Annotated in this window: 15 protein-coding genes; 12 read left to right on the top strand and 3 right to left on the bottom strand. The window is 69.0% G+C overall.

Annotation, left to right across the window (positions count from 1 at the left end; translation table 11 throughout):
• Positions 1 to 6: 6 nt before the first annotated feature.
• From atpB to pdeM, 12 genes are all read left to right on the top strand, one after another.
• A complete protein-coding gene (gene atpB / locus ACGHC0_RS02285; RefSeq protein ID WP_013592931.1) occupies positions 7 to 885 on the top strand; it encodes a F0F1 ATP synthase subunit A in 879 nt (292 codons plus the stop codon).
• Positions 886 to 939: 54 nt separating this feature from the next.
• Positions 940 to 1,188, top strand: coding sequence for a F0F1 ATP synthase subunit C (atpE, locus tag ACGHC0_RS02290; protein ID WP_011793551.1), 249 nt, complete (start codon positions 940 to 942; stop codon positions 1,186 to 1,188).
• A gap of 34 nt (positions 1,189 to 1,222) precedes the next feature.
• Positions 1,223 to 1,693: a F0F1 ATP synthase subunit B gene (locus tag ACGHC0_RS02295; protein WP_011793552.1), complete on the top strand. Its 471-nt coding sequence runs from the start codon at positions 1,223 to 1,225 to the stop codon at positions 1,691 to 1,693.
• Between the two features lie 15 nt (positions 1,694 to 1,708).
• On the top strand, positions 1,709 to 2,251 hold the full coding sequence (locus ACGHC0_RS02300) for a F0F1 ATP synthase subunit delta (protein ID WP_053842789.1): 543 nt from the start codon (positions 1,709 to 1,711) through the stop codon (positions 2,249 to 2,251).
• 42 nt (positions 2,252 to 2,293) lie between these two features.
• Positions 2,294 to 3,853, top strand: a complete 1,560-nt coding sequence (gene atpA / locus ACGHC0_RS02305) for a F0F1 ATP synthase subunit alpha (RefSeq protein ID WP_128098991.1) — start codon at positions 2,294 to 2,296, stop codon at positions 3,851 to 3,853.
• Positions 3,854 to 3,871: 18 nt separating this feature from the next.
• On the top strand, positions 3,872 to 4,738 hold the full coding sequence (atpG, locus tag ACGHC0_RS02310) for a F0F1 ATP synthase subunit gamma (RefSeq protein WP_128098990.1): 867 nt from the start codon (positions 3,872 to 3,874) through the stop codon (positions 4,736 to 4,738).
• Positions 4,739 to 4,756: 18 nt separating this feature from the next.
• Positions 4,757 to 6,187, top strand: coding sequence for a F0F1 ATP synthase subunit beta (gene atpD / locus ACGHC0_RS02315; protein ID WP_011793556.1), 1,431 nt, complete (start codon positions 4,757 to 4,759; stop codon positions 6,185 to 6,187).
• Positions 6,188 to 6,316: 129 nt separating this feature from the next.
• Positions 6,317 to 6,733: a F0F1 ATP synthase subunit epsilon gene (locus ACGHC0_RS02320; RefSeq protein ID WP_019703875.1), complete on the top strand. Its 417-nt coding sequence runs from the start codon at positions 6,317 to 6,319 to the stop codon at positions 6,731 to 6,733.
• 338 nt (positions 6,734 to 7,071) lie between these two features.
• The gene (locus ACGHC0_RS02325) at positions 7,072 to 8,187 is read left to right on the top strand and encodes a ligase-associated DNA damage response exonuclease (protein WP_368353826.1); all 1,116 of its coding nucleotides are present in this window, start codon (positions 7,072 to 7,074) and stop codon (positions 8,185 to 8,187) included.
• Positions 8,184 to 9,884, top strand: a complete 1,701-nt coding sequence (locus tag ACGHC0_RS02330) for an ATP-dependent DNA ligase (protein ID WP_368353827.1) — start codon at positions 8,184 to 8,186, stop codon at positions 9,882 to 9,884. Before ACGHC0_RS02325 ends, ACGHC0_RS02330 begins: the two co-directional genes overlap by 4 nt.
• A gap of 57 nt (positions 9,885 to 9,941) precedes the next feature.
• A complete protein-coding gene (locus ACGHC0_RS02335; protein ID WP_368353828.1) occupies positions 9,942 to 13,001 on the top strand; it encodes a ligase-associated DNA damage response DEXH box helicase in 3,060 nt (1,019 codons plus the stop codon).
• Between the two features lie 57 nt (positions 13,002 to 13,058).
• Positions 13,059 to 13,784 (top strand): ligase-associated DNA damage response endonuclease PdeM, encoded by a 726-nt coding sequence (gene pdeM, locus ACGHC0_RS02340; protein WP_368353829.1) that lies wholly within the window; start codon positions 13,059 to 13,061, stop codon positions 13,782 to 13,784.
• 16 nt (positions 13,785 to 13,800) lie between these two features.
• On the opposite strand, the gene ACGHC0_RS02345 is transcribed toward pdeM, so the two are convergent.
• The 3 genes from ACGHC0_RS02345 to ACGHC0_RS02355 form a co-directional block, all read right to left on the bottom strand.
• Positions 13,801 to 14,988 (bottom strand): NEL-type E3 ubiquitin ligase domain-containing protein, encoded by a 1,188-nt coding sequence (locus tag ACGHC0_RS02345; protein WP_368353830.1) that lies wholly within the window; start codon positions 14,986 to 14,988, stop codon positions 13,801 to 13,803.
• A 357-nt stretch (positions 14,989 to 15,345) separates the two neighbouring features.
• Positions 15,346 to 16,785 (bottom strand): NEL-type E3 ubiquitin ligase domain-containing protein, encoded by a 1,440-nt coding sequence (locus ACGHC0_RS02350; RefSeq protein ID WP_415267332.1) that lies wholly within the window; start codon positions 16,783 to 16,785, stop codon positions 15,346 to 15,348.
• A 351-nt stretch (positions 16,786 to 17,136) separates the two neighbouring features.
• A complete protein-coding gene (locus ACGHC0_RS02355; RefSeq protein ID WP_415267333.1) occupies positions 17,137 to 17,712 on the bottom strand; it encodes a TPM domain-containing protein in 576 nt (191 codons plus the stop codon).
• Between the last annotated feature and the right edge of the window lie 12 nt (positions 17,713 to 17,724).

Genomic DNA, 17,724 nt, shown 5'->3' on the forward strand with positions numbered 1-17,724 from the left:
TGTCCGATGGCCGCAGAAGCGCATGCCCCGACTGCCAGTGAATACATCGTTCACCACTTGCAGCATCTTCAGAACATCAAGCAGAAGTCCATCGTCGATTTCTCCGTGGTGAACTACGACTCCGTCATCGTGGGCCTGGTGCTCGGCGCGATCGCCCTGTTCACCTTCTGGATATGCGCCCGCAAGGCGACTTCCGGCGTGCCGGGCCGCTTCCAGGCCGCCGTCGAGATCCTCGTCGAGATGGTGGACAACCAGGCCAAGGCCAACATCCACAACGCCGAGAGCCGCAAGTTCATCGCTCCCCTGGCCCTCACCGTGTTCGTGTGGATCTTCCTGATGAACGCGATGGACATGCTGCCCGTGGACCTGCTTCCCGCCATCTGGGCGCAGATCTATGGCGCCGCGGGCCACGACCCCCACCACGCCTACCTGCGCGTCGTGCCCACGGCCGACCTCTCCACCACGCTGGGCCTGTCCACGGCCGTGCTGATCCTCTGCCTGTACTACAGCGTGAAGATCAAGGGCCTGGGCGGCTGGGCCCACGAACTCGTGACCGCTCCGTTCGGCACGAGCAAGAATCCCGTCTTCGCCCTGATCCTGGGCGTGGTCAATCTGCTGATGCAGATCATCGAATACGTTGCCAAGACCGTGTCGCATGGCATGCGGCTGTTCGGCAACATGTACGCTGGTGAGTTGGTGTTCATGCTGATCGCCCTGATGGGCGGCGCGGCAGCCATGTCGCTTTCCGGTGTGTTGCTCCCCGTGGGGCACATCATTGCGGGCTCTATCTGGGCGATCTTCCACATCCTGGTGATCACCCTGCAGGCATTCATTTTCATGATGCTGGCGCTGATCTACCTCGGCCAGGCGCATGACGCTCACTGAGCCTTCCCTTTCCTTCCTTCTCAACCTTTCTTTCTTTTCATCCTAGGAGTCATCATGGAAAACATTCTCGGTCTCGTCGCTCTGGCTTGTGGTCTGATCGTGGGTCTGGGCGCCATCGGCGCATCGATCGGTATCGCTCTGATGGGTGGCAAGTACCTCGAAGCTTCCGCCCGCCAGCCCGAGCTGATCAACGAACTGCAAACCAAGATGTTCATCTTGGCCGGCCTGATCGACGCCGCCTTCCTGATCGGCGTTGCCATCGCCCTGCTGTTCGCCTTCGCCAACCCCTTCGTCCTGGCCTGATTCCCGTCCAACGCCCAACTAGAAAGGTGTTGCCGTGAGTATCAACGCGACCCTGTTCGTTCAGGCCATCGTCTTCCTGATCCTGGTGCTGTTCACGATGAAGTTCGTGTGGCCCCCGATCGCGAAGGCGCTGGATGAGCGAGCCCAGAAAATCGCCGAAGGCCTCGCTGCTGCCGACCGCGCCAAGTCCGAACTCGTCGCCGTGAACCAGCGCGTCGAGACGGAACTCGCGCAGACGCGCAACGAAACGGCATCGCGTCTTGCGGACGCCGAGCGCCGTGCCCAGGCCATCATCGAAGAGGCCAAGGCCCGTGCGACCGAGGAAGGCAACAAGATCGTCGCCGCTGCCCGCGCCGAGGCCGAGCAGCAGACGATCCAGGCCCGCGAAGCCCTGCGCGAGCAGGTGGCCGCGCTGGCCGTCAAGGGTGCCGAGCAGATCCTCCGCAAGGAGGTCAATGCCGGCGTCCACGCCGATCTGCTGAACCGGCTCAAGACCGAGCTGTAAGTAAGGGACGCAACCATGGCAGAACTCGCCACCATTGCCCGCCCTTACGCGGAAGCCCTGTTCAAGGCCTGCGCAGCCCAGCCGGGCGCCGACCTGGGCAGCACCGTCGCCTGGGTGGACGAACTGGCGGCGATCGCTGCCGACCCGCAGGTGCGGCAGCTGGCCGACAACCCCAAGATCGAGCCCGGACAGCTGTTCGACCTGATCGCCGGGGTGGTGCGCGCGCCGCTCTCCGATGCGGCCCGCAACTTCCTGCGCGTGCTCATCGACAACGGCCGCCTCGAAGCGCTGCCCGAGGTGGCTGCGCAGTTCCGCGCCCTGGTCAATCGCCAGAGCGGCTCGTCCGACGCGGTGGTCCACAGCGCGTTCCCGATCGACGCCGCCGCACTGGCGGAGCTCGGTGCCTCGCTGGAGAAGCGCTTCGGCCGCAAGCTGAACCTCTCCGTGCAGCTCGACGAGTCGCTGATCGGCGGTGTGCGCGTGGCCGTGGGCGACGAGGTGCTCGACACCTCCGTCAAGGCCCGTCTGGAACAAATGAAAGCGGCCCTCGTCGCGTAAGCGCCCGAGGTTTCGGCTAACCCAAGAAAGAAGGAAAGAGTCATGCAACTCAATCCCGCAGAGATTTCTGAACTGATCAAGAGCCGCATCGAAGGTCTGGCAGCCAGCAGCGACATCCGCAACCAGGGCACCGTGGTGTCCGTGACCGACGGCATCGTGCGCGTCCATGGCCTGTCGGATGTGATGCAGGGCGAAATGCTCGAATTCCCGGCCACCCAGGACGGCCAGCCCTCCTACGGCCTCGCACTGAACCTCGAGCGCGACTCCGTCGGCGCCGTGATTCTGGGCGAGTACGAGCACATCTCCGAAGGCGACACCGTGAAGTGCACGGGCCGCATCCTGGAAGTGCCCGTGGGCCCCGAACTGATCGGCCGCGTGGTGAACGCCCTGGGCCAGCCCATCGACGGCAAGGGCCCGATCAACGCCAAGCTGACGGACGTGATCGAGAAGGTCGCTCCCGGCGTGATCGCGCGCCAGTCCGTGGACCAGCCGCTGCAGACCGGCATCAAGTCCATCGACGCGATGGTGCCCGTGGGCCGTGGCCAGCGCGAGCTGATCATCGGCGACCGCCAGACCGGCAAGACGGCCGTGGCCATCGACGCCATCATCGCCCAGAAGGGTCAGGGCGTGACGTGTATCTACGTCGCGATCGGCCAGAAGGCTTCGTCGATCAAGAACGTGGTGCGAGCCCTGGAACAGGCCGGCGCCATGGAATACACGATCGTGGTGGCTGCATCCGCTTCCGAATCGGCTGCCATGCAGTACGTGTCTGCCTACTCGGGCTGCACGATGGGCGAGTACTTCCGCGACCGCGGCGAAGACGCGCTGATCGTCTATGACGACCTGTCCAAGCAGGCCGTGGCCTACCGCCAGGTCTCGCTGCTGCTGCGCCGCCCGCCGGGCCGCGAAGCCTATCCCGGCGACGTGTTCTATCTCCACAGCCGCCTGCTGGAGCGTGCAGCCCGCGTGAACGCCGACTACGTCGAAGCCTTCACCAAGGGGGAAGTCAAGGGCAAGACCGGTTCGCTGACGGCACTGCCGATCATCGAAACGCAGGCCGGTGACGTGTCCGCCTTCGTTCCGACGAACGTGATCTCGATCACGGACGGCCAGATCTTCCTGGAAACCAGCCTGTTCAACGCCGGTATCCGCCCCGCCATCAACGCCGGTATCTCCGTGTCCCGCGTGGGTGGCGCTGCCCAGACCAAGATCATCAAGGGCCTGTCCGGCGGTATCCGTACCGACCTGGCGCAGTACCGTGAGCTGGCTGCGTTCGCGCAGTTCGCTTCCGACCTGGACGAAGCCACCCGCAAGCAGCTCGACCGCGGTGCCCGCGTGACCGAACTGCTCAAGCAGGCCCAGTACAGCCCCCTGCCCATCTCGCTGATGGGCTCGACGCTGTTCGCGGTGAACAAGGGCTTCATGGACGACGTGGACGTGAAGAAGGTGCTCGCCTTCGAATCCGGCCTGCACCAGTTCCTCAAGACCAGCCACGGCGCCCTGCTGGAGCGCCTGGAGAAGAACCGCGCCTTCGACAAGGAAGGCAAGGACGAGGCCGAACTGACGCAAGCCATCACGGCCTTCAAGAAGTCGTTCGCCTAAACCGGACGAGGACCCATCATGGCAGCAGGCAAGGAAATACGCGGCAAGATCAAATCGGTGGAGAACACCAAGAAGATCACCAAGGCCATGGAAATGGTGGCCGCGTCCAAGATGCGCAAGGCGCAGGACCGCATGCGTGCCGCACGGCCCTACAGCGAGAAGATCCGCAATATCGCGGCGAACCTCGGCCAGGCCAATCCCGAGTACGTCCATCCCTTCATGAAGTCGAACGACGCCAAGACGGCCGGCTTCATCGTGGTGACGACGGACAAGGGCCTGTGCGGCGGCATGAACACCAACGTGCTGCGCGCCGTGACGGCCAAGCTGCGCGAACTGCAGTCGCAGGGCGTGACCACGCAGGCCGTCGCGATCGGCAACAAGGGCCTGGGCTTCCTGAACCGCGTCGGCGCCCAGGTGGTGTCGCATGCAACCGGCCTGGGGGACACCCCCCACCTGGACAAGCTGATCGGCCCCGTGAAGGTGCTGCTCGACGCCTATGCCGAAGGCAAGATCAACGGCGTGTACCTCGCGTACACGAAGTTCATCAACACCATGAAGCAGGAATCGGTCGTCGAGCAGCTGCTGCCGCTCTCTTCCGAGAAGATGCAGGCCGAGAAGACCGAGCACGGCTGGGACTACATCTACGAGCCCGATGCCCAGAGCGTCATCGACGACCTGCTCGTGCGCTACGTGGAGTCCCTGATCTACCAGGCCGTGGCCGAGAACATGGCGTCCGAGCAGTCGGCGCGCATGGTGGCCATGAAGGCCGCCACGGACAACGCGGGCAACGTCATCGGCGAACTCAAGCTGGTCTACAACAAGACGCGCCAGGCCGCGATCACGAAAGAACTTTCGGAGATCGTCGCGGGTGCCGCGGCAGTTTAAATTTTTGGAGCAAATGCAATGGCTCAAGAGAACACCCAAGTGAACGCTGGCGTTCAGGGCAAGATCGTTCAATGTATCGGCGCCGTGGTGGACGTCGAGTTCCCGCGCGACCAGATGCCCAAGGTGTATGACGCGCTCAAGCTCGAAGGCTCCCCGCTGACGCTGGAAGTGCAGCAGCAGCTCGGCGACGGCGTGGTGCGTACCATCGCCCTGGGTTCGTCCGACGGCCTGCGCCGCGGCCTGATGGTGTCCAACACCGGCAACCCGATCACCGTGCCCGTGGGCAAGGCGACGCTGGGTCGCATCATGGACGTGCTGGGTTCGCCCATCGACGAGCGCGGCCCGGTCAGCCAGGAACTGACGGCCTCCATCCACCGCAAGGCCCCGGCGTACGACGAACTGTCGCCGTCGCAGGAGCTGCTGGAAACCGGCATCAAGGTGATCGACCTGGTGTGCCCGTTCGCCAAGGGCGGCAAGGTGGGCCTGTTCGGCGGCGCCGGCGTGGGCAAGACCGTGAACATGATGGAGCTCATCAACAACATCGCCAAGGCCCACAGCGGCCTGTCGGTGTTCGCCGGTGTGGGCGAGCGTACCCGTGAAGGCAACGACTTCTATCACGAAATGGCCGATTCCGGCGTCGTGAACCTCGAGAAGCTCGAAGACTCCAAGGTCGCCATGGTCTATGGCCAGATGAACGAGCCCCCGGGCAACCGCCTGCGCGTGGCCCTGACCGGCCTGACGATCGCCGAGTCGTTCCGCGACGAAGGCCGCGACGTGCTGTTCTTCGTGGACAACATCTACCGTTACACCCTGGCCGGTACCGAAGTGTCCGCACTGCTGGGCCGCATGCCTTCCGCCGTGGGCTACCAGCCGACGCTGGCCGAGGAAATGGGCCGCCTGCAGGAGCGCATCACCTCCACCAAGGTCGGCTCGATCACCTCCATCCAGGCCGTGTACGTGCCTGCCGATGACTTGACCGACCCGTCCCCCGCCACGACCTTCGCCCACCTGGACTCCACCGTGGTGCTGTCGCGTGACATCGCTTCGCTGGGTATCTACCCTGCCGTGGATCCGCTGGACTCCACCAGCCGCCAGCTGGACCCGCAAGTGGTCGGTGAAGAGCACTACCAGGTGGCCCGCGGCGTGCAGGGCACGCTGCAGCGCTACAAGGAACTGCGCGACATCATCGCCATCCTGGGCATGGACGAACTGGCCCCCGAGGACAAGCTGGCCGTGGCCCGCGCCCGGAAGATCCAGCGTTTCCTGTCGCAGCCGTTCCACGTGGCCGAAGTGTTCACGGGCTCGCCCGGCAAGTACGTGCCGCTGGCCGAGACCATCCGCGGCTTCAAGATGATCGTGGCCGGCGAGTGCGACCACCTGCCGGAGCAGGCGTTCTACATGGTCGGGACCATCGACGAAGCCTTCGAAAAGGCCAAGAAGGTCGCGTAAAGCGGCGCATACGGGCAGCCCGCGTCGTTGCCGTGCTCGCCGTACTCCGGTACGGCTGTGCGCGGCGCCCGGCGGGCCCTCCCGTCTGCTTGCTTTATCCACCTTCTTTCAGAGCCCAGAGGAAAACCCATGAACACCATCCACGTCGATGTGGTCAGCGCCGAAGAGTCCATCTTCTCGGGTGAGGCGCGCTTCGTCGCGCTGCCCGGTGAGGCCGGCGAGCTCGGCATCTACCCGCGCCACACGCCGCTGATCACCCGCATCAAGCCGGGATCGGTGCGCATCGAGACGGCCGACGGCGGCGAAGAGTTCGTCTTCGTGGCCGGTGGCATCCTCGAGGTGCAGCCCGAGCGCGTGACCGTGCTGTCCGACACCGCCATCCGCGGCAAGGACCTGGACGACGAGAAGGCCAACGCTGCCAGGGCCGCTGCCGAGGAAGCGCTGAAGAACGCCAAGAGCGACGTCGATTTCGCGCGCGCGCAGTCCGAGCTGGCCGTGATGGCCGCCCAGATCGCCGCACTGCGCAAGTTCCGCCAGAAGCGTTGAGTCCTGCGGGGCCGGCGACGGCCTTGCGTACTCCACAACCAGGCCGCCCCATGGGGCGGCTTTTTCTTTTTCCGAGCCTTCTTGGGCAATGCTTCCGGTCGACCGGGCCGGTACGGCGGGGGCCACGTGTTTCGGCTGCCGGAAACTGGACCGTGGGGTAGGCGTGCTCCGACATCGGCATGCGGCGGGCTGTACGGGAGGGCCCACGGGACGGGCGCTAGCATTCCTCATGCAAGCGCACACCAGGGCTTTCTTCCTTCTACGTACGTCGCATTGGGCGGCGGGGTCAGCGGGGCGGCGGGTTGGCGCTTTCCTCCATTCCATGGAAGGGCTCGCGCATGGCGGCTGCTTCCGATGACCTGGTGATCGCGCGTCCCGAGGGGCTCTACTGTCCCCCGGGCGATTTCTATATCGATCCCTGGAAGCCCGTGGAGCGGGCGGTCATCACGCACGGGCACTCCGACCACGCCCGATGGGGCCACTCCCATTACCTGGCCCACATCGACAGCGAAGGGACCTTGCGCACCCGGCTCGGGGCCGACATCACGCTGCAGACGCTGCCGTACGGGCAGGCCATCGAACACCACGGCGTGCGCATCTCGCTGCATCCCGCAGGCCACGTGCTCGGGTCGGCCCAGGTGCGGCTCGAACATGGTGGCCGCGTCTGGGTGGCCTCCGGCGATTACAAGACCGGGCCCGACGGTACCTGCGTGCCGTTCGAGCCGGTGCGCTGCGACACCTTCATCACCGAGTCCACCTTCGGCCTGCCGATCTACCGCTGGCCCTCGCAGGAAGCGCTGTTCGCCGAGATCGACGCGTGGTGGCGGGCGAATGCCGCGCAGGGGCGGCCGTCGGTGATGCTGTGCTACGCCTTCGGCAAGGCGCAGCGCATCCTGCACGGCGTGGACGCTTCGATCGGGCCTATCGTGGTCCATGGCGCGGTGGAGCCGCTCAATGCCGTTTACCGGGCGGCCGGCGTGGCGCTGCCCCCGACGGTGCGGGCCACGGATCCGGCCGTGGATGCGAAGCTGCTGCAGACGGCCCTGGTGGTCGCGCCTCCTTCTGCCCAGGGCACGCCCTGGATGCGCCGCTTCCCCCGGCATTCCGATGCTTTCGCCAGCGGCTGGATGCAACTGCGGGGCACCCGGCGCCGGCGCGGCGTGGACCGCGGCTTCGTGATGTCGGACCATGCGGACTGGCCCGGCCTGCAGTCGGCCATCGGTGCCACGGGGGCGGAGCGCGTCTTCGTGACGCATGGCAGCGTGGCCGTGCTGGTGCGCTGGCTCCGGGAGCAGGGCCTGGATGCGCAGTCGTTCCGCACGGAATACGGCAACGAGGACGACGATGCGGCGCCCGGTGCTTCCACGGCCGTGCCGCCGGTCGCCGCGCCGGGCGGTGATGCGTCGCCCGTGGAGGATGACGGCCGGCACGAGGGCGGGGAAGCGGCGCCATGAAGGACTTTGCCGCGCTCTACCGGGCGCTGGATGCGAGCACGTCCAGCCTGGCCAAGCAGGCGGCGCTGCAGGCCTACCTGCGTGCGGCAGCACCTGCGGATGCGGCCTGGGCGGTGTACTTCCTGGCAGGTGGCAAGCCGCGCCAACTGGTCCCGACCAAGCTGTTGCGGCAGTTCGCGCGCGAGGCCGCGGGCCTGCCGGAATGGCTGTTCGACGAAAGCTACGAAGCGGTCGGAGACCTCGCGGAAACCATCGCACTCCTGCTGCCGCCGCCCGCCGAGGCCCATGCGCTGGGCCTGGCCGAATGGGTGGAGCAGCACCTGCTGCCGCTGCGCGGCATGGCGCCCGAAGCGCTGGAGCCGGTTCTGCGGGCGCAGTGGGACCGGCTGGCGCCCGAGGAGCGGCTCGTCTATTTCAAGCTCATCACGGGGGCCTTCCGCGTCGGCGTGTCGAAGCTGCAGGTCACGCAGGCCCTGGCGGCCGTGAGCGGCGTGGATCCCAAGCGCGTGGCCCAGCGCCTCATGGGCTACACGCACATCGGCGCACGGCCCGGGCCGGCGGATTACGAGCGCCTCGTGGCGCCGCTCGCCGAGACCGGACAGGGCGCGGCGGACGGCGCGGCGCAGTCCGGCGAAACCAGCGGCCATCCCTATCCCTTCTTCCTGGCGCACCCGCTGTCGCTGCCCGTGGACCAGTTCGGGCCCACGCTCGGGCCGCCCGGCGACTGGATCGTGGAGTGGAAGTGGGACGGCATCCGCGCCCAACTGGTGCGGCGCGCGGGTGCCACCTGGGTCTGGTCGCGCGGCGAGGAGCTGGTCAGCGACCGCTTTCCCGAACTGCAGCGCCTGGGCCAGGAGGCCCTGCCGGACGGTACCGTGCTCGATGGCGAGATTGTCGTCTGGCAGCATGCCGAGGGCGATGCGCCGGCACGCGTGCGCCCTTTCGCGGACCTGCAGAAACGCATCGGCCGCAAGACGCTCGGCCCCAAGCTGCTGCGCGAGTTGCCCGTGGTGCTCCTGGCCTACGATCTGCTGGAAGAGGATGGGAAGGACCTGCGGGCACTGCCGCAGCATGAGCGCCGGGCGCGGCTCGATGCCCTGCTCGCCCGGGTGTCGCATCCGGCACTCGTCGCCAGCCCGTTGCTGCATGGCGGTGACTGGGACGAGCTGGCGGCCCGGCGCGCCCATGCCCGCGCCCTGGGTGTCGAAGGCATGATGCTCAAGGCCCGCGGCGCCCAATATGGAGTGGGCCGCACCAAGGACGTGGGTACTTGGTGGAAATGGAAAATCGACCCGTTGAGCGTGGATGCCGTGCTCATCTATGCGCAGCGCGGCCACGGGCGGCGCGCCAGCCTGTACAGCGACTACACCTTTGCCGTCTGGGACGGGCCGCCCGGCGCTGAAGGCCGCTCTCTCGTGCCGTTCGCGAAAGCCTATTCGGGCCTGACCGACGCCGAGATGGCGCGCGTGGATGCGGTCATCCGCCGCACCACCGTGGAAACCTTCGGGCCGGTGCGCAGCGTGAAGCCCACGCTGGTGTTCGAGCTCGGCTTCGAGGGCATCGCCCGCAGCACGCGGCACAAGAGCGGCATCGCGGTGCGGTTTCCCCGGATGCTGCGCTGGCGTGAAGACAAACCGGTGGAGGAGGCGGACTCCCTGGAAACGCTGGAGGCGCTGTTGCCCAGGTCGGATCCTTGACTTCCGGACCCAGCGACCCGATCCCGGCAGTGACGCCGAATACAACCCTTCATTGCCATGCCCAGTCCCCCTTCCCGCGCCCGGCGTCCCCGCCCTCTGGCGGAAGCCTGGCTCGCGACGCGCGGCTGGCGCCCCTTTCCCTTCCAGCGCGAGGTCTGGCGTGCCCTCGCCCAGGGCCGCAGCGGGCTGCTGCATGCGACCACGGGCGCCGGCAAGACCTATGCGGTATGGCTGGGCGCGCTCCAGGCCTTCGGCACCGCGGGCAAGGCGCGGGGCAAAGGCGAAGACGGCACCTCCGCCGACCTGGTTGACGCCCTGGAGGCTGCCGCTGAAAGGCCCGCGGACGGAAAGCGGCGCAAGGCCCCGCCGCCCGAGCCGCTGACCGTGCTCTGGCTCACGCCGATGCGGGCCCTGGCTGCCGACACGCTGAAGGCCCTGCGCACCCCGCTCGACGAACTCGCGGCGACGCAGCCCACGCTCGCACGCTGGACCAGCGGTGCCCGCACGGGCGATACAGGCAGTGCCGAACGCGGCGCGCAGTCGCGCCGGCTGCCCACGGTGCTGGTGACCACGCCGGAGAGCCTGTCTCTGCTGCTGGCGCGGGCGGACGCGCGAGAGTTGCTGTCCACCGTGCGCCTCGTGGTGGCTGACGAGTGGCACGAGCTGCTGGGCAACAAGCGCGGCGTCCAGGTGCAGTTGGCCCTGGCACGGCTGGCCGGCTGGAATCCCCGGGTGTGCGTCTGGGGCATGTCGGCCACGCTCGGCAACCTGCCCGAGGCGCGGGATGCGCTGCTGGCGCCGCTGGGCGCGGAGGTGGGGCAAGAGGGCGTGCTGGTGCAGGGCCAGGTGGACAAGCGGCTCGTCGTCGATACGCTGCTGCCCGACCATCCCGAGCGGTTTTCCTGGGCCGGCCATCTGGGGCTGCGCATGCTGCCCGCCGTGGTGCGCGAGCTGGAGTCCACCACGACCACGCTGGTGTTCGTGAACGTGCGGTCCCAGGCGGAGCTCTGGTACAAGGCCATCCTCGATGCGCGGCCCGACTGGGCGGGCGAGCTGGCGATCCACCACGGCTCGCTGGACCGCGGCGTGCGCGAATGGGTGGAGGCGGGCCTCAAGGAAGGGCGCCTGCGCGCGGTGGTGTGCACCAGCAGCCTGGACCTGGGCGTGGATTTCCTGCCCGTGGAGCGCGTGCTGCAGATCGGTTCGGCCAAGGGCATCGCGCGGCTGCTGCAGCGCGCCGGGCGCTCGGGCCATGCCCCGGGGCGGCCGTCGCGGATCACGCTGGTGCCGACGCACAGCCTGGAACTGGTGGAGGCGGCGGCCGCGCGTGCCGCGGTGCAGGCCGGCGAGGTGGAAATGCGCGCCAGCCCGCGCCGGCCGGTGGATGTGCTGGTGCAGCATCTCGTCACCGTGGCGCTCGGGGGCGGTTTCGAGCCCGAGGCGCTGTATGCGGAAGTGCGCCGCACCGTGGCCTACCGCGACCTGCCGCGCGCGGTCTGGCAGTGGTGCCTGGATTTCGTGCACCGCGGGGGACCCTCGCTCGCGGCCTATCCCGACTACCAGCGCGTGGCGCCGGACGAGGAGGGCGTCTGGCGCATGCCGAGCGCCCGCCTGGCGCGCCGCCACCGCGCCAACATCGGCACCATCGTGAGCGACGCCAGCATGGCCGTGCAGGTCCTGCACGGCGCGCGGCTCGGGACGATGGAAGAGAGCTTCCTGTCGCGCCTGTCGCCGGGCGACTGTTTCGTCTTCGCGGGGCAGGTGCTGGAGATGGTGAAGATCGAGGACATGACGGCCTACGTGCGGCGCGCAGCGCGCGGACGGCCCACGGTGCCGCGCTGGGCTGGATCGCGCATGCCGCTGTCCACCGTGCTCGCGGATTTCGTGGTGCAGCAGCTCGCGCAGGCGGCTGCGGGGCGCTATGGATCGCCCGAGCTGCGCTGCGTGCGGCCATTGCTGGAGGTGCAGCAGCGGTGGTCGGCGCTGCCCACGCCCGGGACGCTGCTCGCCGAAACCCTGCGCACCCGGGAAGGCTGGCACCTGTTCCTGTACCCGTTCGCGGGCCGCCATGCGCACATTGGCCTGGCCAGCCTGTTCGCGTGGCGCGCGGCCCAGGGCGAGGCCGGCACGTTTTCCATCGCCGTGAACGACTACGGGCTGGAGCTGCTGTCGGCGACCGAACGCGACTGGTCCGCGCTGCTGCCGGAGTTGCTGCGGGTGCATGCCGCACCGGTGCCCGAGGGCGGGAGCGATACCGGCCCGCCGAGGCTGCCGGCCGGCGAAGCCCTGGCCATCCGCAATACCGCGAACGCCGCGCGGGCGGAGGCCGCGGACTCGTCCGGCGCCAGCGTGATCGAGACCGGCAGCGCCCCGCAGGACGAGGCCCGCCACGCGCTGCTGCACGAAGTGCTGGCCAGCCTCAACGCCACCGAAATGGCCCGGCGCCGGTTCCGGGAAATCGCACGGGTTGCGGGGCTCATCTTCCAGAGCCATCCCGGCGAGCGCCGCAGCGCGCGCCAACTCCAGGCGTCGTCGCAGCTGTTCTTCGAGGTCTTCCGCAAATATGACGCCGGCAACATGCTCCTGCGCCAGGCCGACGAGGAAGTGCTGAGCCAGGAGCTGGACGTGGCGCAACTGCTGTCGGCGCTGCGCCGCATGCAGGCGCAGGACCTGGTGGTGAAGCCGCTGGCGAGGCCCAGCCCGTTCGCTTTTCCGCTCATGGTGGAACGCTTCCGGGAAAAGCTCACCAACGAGGACCTGGCCGATCGCATCGCACGCATGCTGGCGCAGCTGGACACCGCCGCCGACGCGGGGCCGGCTGCCGCGGCCGGCCTGCCCGCGCAGGATGTCGTGCCTCCGGACCCGCCCGCACGGCCGCAGCGCAGGCGCACCGCGGCGAAGACGGCGGCCGGCAAGGACGGGGACGGCAAAGAAGAGGGCGGGGCGGGCGGGGTCGTGCCTGCCGCCCGGACCGCGATGCAGCAGGCCGCCGACGCGGTGCGCCGGACGCTGGATTTTTCACTCACTTCCGCCGAGGACGCGGGCAGCGGCGCAGCGGGGAGTGGACGCGGCCGGCGCCGTGAGCGCAAGCCGTCGCGGCCCCTGCCGCGGCTGTGAATCCCCACGCCGGCACCTGGGTTGCCGGTCCGGGACAATGGCGTATCCCTCCTCGCTGTGCATGGACCCGTTCAATTGACAGGCGTATCCGCCACCTTCCACCTCGCCGGCGCCGAAGTCCGGCTGCTCGCCGGCCATGCCCTCTGGTGGCCCGATGGGCGCACGCTCTTCGTGGCCGACGTGCACCTGGGAAAGGCCGACACGTTCCGCGCGCGCGGCCTGCCCGTGCCCTCCGGAACCACGCGCGACAACCTCGCGCGGCTTTCCGCACTCGTGGCGGAGCAGGGCGCGCAGCGGCTCGTGGTGCTGGGCGACTTCCTGCACGCGGCGGAGGCGCGCTCGCCCGCCGTGCTGGCATCGCTCGCGGCCTGGCGTGCGACGCATGCGGCGCTGGAGGTGGTGCTGGTGCGCGGCAACCACGACAGCCATGCGGGTGATCCGCCCGCGGAGCTGGGCATCGCGATCGTGGACGAGCCCTGGCCGCTCGGGCCTTTCGCCTGCTGCCACCACCCGCAGCGGCATGCTGCGCTGCACGTGCTCGCCGGCCACGTGCATCCTGCCGTGGTGCTGCGGGGGCCGGGCCGCGATGCGCTCCGGCTGCCGTGCTTCGTGGTGGACGCGGCAGAAGGCTCCGATGCCGGCGCCACGCTGCTGCCGGCCTTCGGCGAGTTCACGGGCGGGTTGTCGGTGGCGCCCGCGCCGGGCCGGCGGTTCTTCGCCGTGGGCGGAGGACGGGTATGGCCGGTGCCGGGTGCGGCCGCCGGGGCCGCCCGCCGCGCCTGAACGCGGCGCTCCCGGCTCAGGCGCCGGGCGGCTCGGGACTGGCCGGCTGACCGGGCGGGTTGTCGAAGCCTGCCAGTTGCCGCAGCAGCCGGTCCTCCTCCTGCCGCCAGTGCGATTCCCTGGCGCGGGCCCGCACGGAATAGTCGATCTGCCCCGCCTGGTCCTCAGGGACGTCCTCGACGAAAATCGGATCCGCATCGCGGGCGAGGTGGTATCCCCGGAATGCCTCGGGGTGCAGCGCCTGCATGCCGTCACGCCAGGTGGTGTAGTGCATCAGGAAATCCCTGCGGATGGCGGGATCCTGCGCCAGCCGGTTCACTGTCTGCTCCATGGCGTCCAGATCGCCCTGCTGCAGCGCACTGAGCCCCAGTTCCCGCATGCCGGATACGGTGCCTTTCGGAAGGTCCAGCCGTTCGCGCAATGCCTGCTTGGCATGCACCATGGTTTCCAGCGGTTCCTGCTGCATGCGCCGGCGGAGCCCGTCGTCCAGGTCCGGGCGCAGAAGCTGCCGCGCGATGAACCGGTTGACCTCGCTTTGCAGCAGCGAGAGCCGCAGCCGTTTCCCTGTCCATCTGTCGAATCGTGCAGCGTCCATCCGGCCGCTGCGGATCTTGTCCATGACCCGGTAGTCGCTCACGGCCAGCAGGATCTTGGAAAAACCTTCCAGCACGTTGTCATGGCAACTGCCCAGGGCCGTCTGAGCGATCAGGAAGACCTGCTCGCGCAGTTCGGTGCTTTGGGAGATCGCGTCGATCACGGTCGCGACCTGTCCGGCCCGCTCCGCAGCCACGGCGGAAGACGAGCCCGCCGCGGTGATTTCCCGCAGGCGCGCAAGCAGGCGGGCGAAGGCGGGCGCATGGGGGGCGTCGTCGAATTGGCCGGGCGCCTCCGCTGCGTGGGAGTCCTGGACAGTCCAGCGGGCCATCTCCCGTCCCAGCGGTTCCGTCTGCAGTGCCAGATCCAGGGAGAGTTCGGCTTCGGCGTCCCACTCCACCGACAGTGCCGTACCGGATCCGCCGGATTCGATATCGATCAGGTGATCGCGCAACTGCCTGGCCGCCGCTGCCACGGCAGGCGCCACACCCGCGTACCGCGGCTCCAGATTCGCGATCCGTTCCGGCTCGGCGCCGAACTGCGCGAGCAGGTCGGTGGCGGCGCGCAATGCCCGGAAGGCCTGATCCGGGTCCGCGTCCAGCATGTCCATCAGCCAGGAACCCTGGGGGAAATCGCCAGGGATGTCGCCTTCCCCGGACGATGCGACCTGCGGTATCCGCTCCGGATGCGGGGAACCGGGGCTTGCGGCGGGGTGTGGCACGCTGGCGCGTGGCGCCAGGGTCTGCTGTGTTCCGACAGCCCGGGGCGTCCGCCCGGCAAGCCCGGCGATCGGGCTGGATGGGCCGGAGGCTGGTGGAGAGTGCGCGTGCCCGGCGGGCCGGGGGCGTACCTGCCGATCGGGCGTACCGGCCTCGGGGCTGGGCTCACGTGACCGTGTCCTGCCGGAGGAGCGTAGCGGGTCCATGGGAGAAATTCCGGAAGGCTGGTCGCCGACAGGGCGGGGCGGTCAGGCGGTACCCGGGCCGGATGAGGGGCCGGGGTCCTGTGGTCCGGGCTGCGGCACGGTGGGCCGGGTGTTGTCCGCCAGTGCCTCCAGCGCACGCTGCACCGACGCCTGCCAGCGTTCGTAAACCTGGCGGCCCGCCTCGGCGTAGGCATAGGCGGCCGGGCTTTCGGGATCGTCGGGGATGTCCAGTTCGTGGAACGGATCGGCGTCCCGGGTCGCCTCCAGCGGCTGGAAGATGGCGGGGTGCAGCACCTGCATGCAGGCGCGCCAGGTGTCGTGGCGCAGGATGAATGCGCGGTAGGCCTCCGGATCCGCTGCCTGCTGCCGCACCTGGGCCTGCAGGGCCTCGAGGTGTTCCGGGCCGAGCACGCTCATCTCCACACTCGTCAGGTGCTGCACGGTGTCCTTCGGAAGTTCCAGTGCCTGCTTGAGCGCGGACTTGGCATGGGCCAGCGTCTCCATGGGGTCCTTTTGCAATTTCTCCCTCTCCCAGGAGGGCATGTCGGTGCGCTGCAGCATCTCGCTGATGAGGTGGCCCACGGCGGTTTCCAGCAGGGCCAGGCGGAATTGCTGGCTGGTCCATTGGTTCAACTTCGCTTCGTTCAGCTGGCCGCGGCGCGCGGCCATCACCAGCTGGAGTTTCCGCACTGCCAGCATGACCTTGGAGAAGCCTTCCAGAACGTTGTCCTGGCAACTGCCGAGGGCCGTCTGCGCGATCAGGAATACCTCGTTGCGCAACTCGGCATCGTGGACCATCGCGGTGAATGCGGCCTTCACCTGGTTTTCCATCTCGCGCCGGGCGGTGGCAGAGAGCTCGGGCAGGGCTTCCTGGTGCAGGCGTTCGAGCATCCGCGCGAAAGCCGGGGCGGCTTCCTCCTCGTCGAAGGCATGGAGATCCACCGCGGAGGTGCGGGCCGTATCGCCCAGCCAGGTCTGGAACTGGCTGCCCAGCGGCGCGCCCAGGTGCGCCAGGTCTCCTTCGAGGCCCCGGTCGTCCTCGTCGGATCCGCTGCTGGCTTCGTTGTCCGAAGACGATGCGCGGCCGGCCTCGGGCGTGCCTGCCGGGACCAGAATGCGCTCGATCACGCGGGCTGCAGCAGGGCTGCGGAGCTGGAGCAAAAGCCAGAGCGAGCGCAGTGCCTCCCCGACATCGTGGCCGGTGCCCTGCTGGTGGTCGAGAAGGGCTGCAGCCGCCTGGTGGATGCGTGGCTCGAGGTCCGGGCGCACGACGGCCGCCATGACCAGGGGAACGAATTGCGCCCGGCTCGGCGGCCCCTGGATGCCCAGTGCCGCAAGTTCCTGGCGCAGGGATTCGGGGGCCTGCAGGGCCGCGCCGGCCCGCGCGGGCGCGGCCTGGGAGGCGCCGCCCGCCCCGGTGCTGGTGCTGGCGCCGGCACTGCCGGAAGGCTGCGTGGCGACCGGCGCGCGTGGCGGCGGCACGGCGGCGCGGGGCGGCCGGCTGGAAGGGCCTGCTCCTGGCGAGGCCGCCGTGGCGGCCTGGCGGGCCGGCAACCGTCCGGCCAGACTGGAACCGGCTTCCGTGGTGCGCGCTCTCACGCGCCGCGTCGGCGACGCATCGGTGTCGCTGCCGCTATCGTGTCGCGGGCTGCGCGCGCGGGGACTCGCTTGGCCTGTCGGCCGGGTGGGGGGCTGCATGGGAACGTGGCTTCCTGCCGTGCGTTGGCACGGGCGATGGCGCCATGCTCGCGCGGCCGGTGCGGCGTGCCCTGCGCCCATGCGCAGCAGATGGTCGATTCGCGAACCGACGGTGTGAAGGCGGCAGGGTGTCGCTCAAGGCCCGTCCGGCGGCGCTCCGCCTCCCAGCACCGGCATGTCAGGCAGTTCGTTGGCCCCGCGGGGCCCCGGGCCTGCCGGGAAGTGCTCCGCCAGCAGCGCCGACACTTCCTCCAGGGCCTGCGTGAGCCCGTCCTCGTAGCGTCCAGCGCGGAAGGCTTTGCCCATGCGGGCGACCATCTCGCGCCAGGCCGCAGGCGGTACGGTGCGCGCGAGGGCCCGGTCGGCCACGATCTCGATCGCATGTTCGGCCAGCAGCAGGTAGATGAGCACCCCGTTGTTGTGCTCCGTGTCCCACACGCGCAGCTTGCCGAAAAGCGTGACGGCGCGCTCGCGCGCGGATGCCCCGCGCCACAGGTAGCTCGAGGGAAGTCCGCCTTCGGCGCAGATGCGGATCTGCCCCGTGTGGCGCGACTCGCTGGCGGCCACGCGGCGCGCCAGGCGTTCGAGCAGATCGGGCGGCAGCGCGCGGTGCAGCCCGCCTTCCGCCCAGCGGTGGCGCAGGAGCCGCGCGATCCGGGCCGGCAGTCCCGGAGGGGGCGTGGATGCAGGGGGACGGGAGGTGGAGGGCATGGAGCGGATCCG

The sequence above is a fragment of the Acidovorax sacchari genome (assembly GCF_042847045.1).
Taxonomy (GTDB): Bacteria; Pseudomonadota; Gammaproteobacteria; order Burkholderiales; family Burkholderiaceae_C; genus Paracidovorax; species Paracidovorax sacchari.

Coding starts and splice junctions, on each gene's coding strand:
- atpD (WP_011793556.1), top strand. CDS start 4,757: ATGGCTCAAGAGAACACCCAAGTGAACGCTGGCGTTCAGGGCAAGATC.
- ACGHC0_RS02355 (WP_415267333.1), bottom strand. CDS start 17,712: ATGCCCTCCACCTCCCGTCCCCCTGCATCCACGCCCCCTCCGGGACTG.
- atpE (WP_011793551.1), top strand. CDS start 940: ATGGAAAACATTCTCGGTCTCGTCGCTCTGGCTTGTGGTCTGATCGTG.
- ACGHC0_RS02300 (WP_053842789.1), top strand. CDS start 1,709: ATGGCAGAACTCGCCACCATTGCCCGCCCTTACGCGGAAGCCCTGTTC.
- ACGHC0_RS02320 (WP_019703875.1), top strand. CDS start 6,317: ATGAACACCATCCACGTCGATGTGGTCAGCGCCGAAGAGTCCATCTTC.
- ACGHC0_RS02325 (WP_368353826.1), top strand. CDS start 7,072: ATGGCGGCTGCTTCCGATGACCTGGTGATCGCGCGTCCCGAGGGGCTC.
- atpA (WP_128098991.1), top strand. CDS start 2,294: ATGCAACTCAATCCCGCAGAGATTTCTGAACTGATCAAGAGCCGCATC.
- atpB (WP_013592931.1), top strand. CDS start 7: ATGGCCGCAGAAGCGCATGCCCCGACTGCCAGTGAATACATCGTTCAC.
- ACGHC0_RS02330 (WP_368353827.1), top strand. CDS start 8,184: ATGAAGGACTTTGCCGCGCTCTACCGGGCGCTGGATGCGAGCACGTCC.
- ACGHC0_RS02345 (WP_368353830.1), bottom strand. CDS start 14,988: ATGGACATGCTGGACGCGGACCCGGATCAGGCCTTCCGGGCATTGCGC.
- ACGHC0_RS02335 (WP_368353828.1), top strand. CDS start 9,942: ATGCCCAGTCCCCCTTCCCGCGCCCGGCGTCCCCGCCCTCTGGCGGAA.
- atpG (WP_128098990.1), top strand. CDS start 3,872: ATGGCAGCAGGCAAGGAAATACGCGGCAAGATCAAATCGGTGGAGAAC.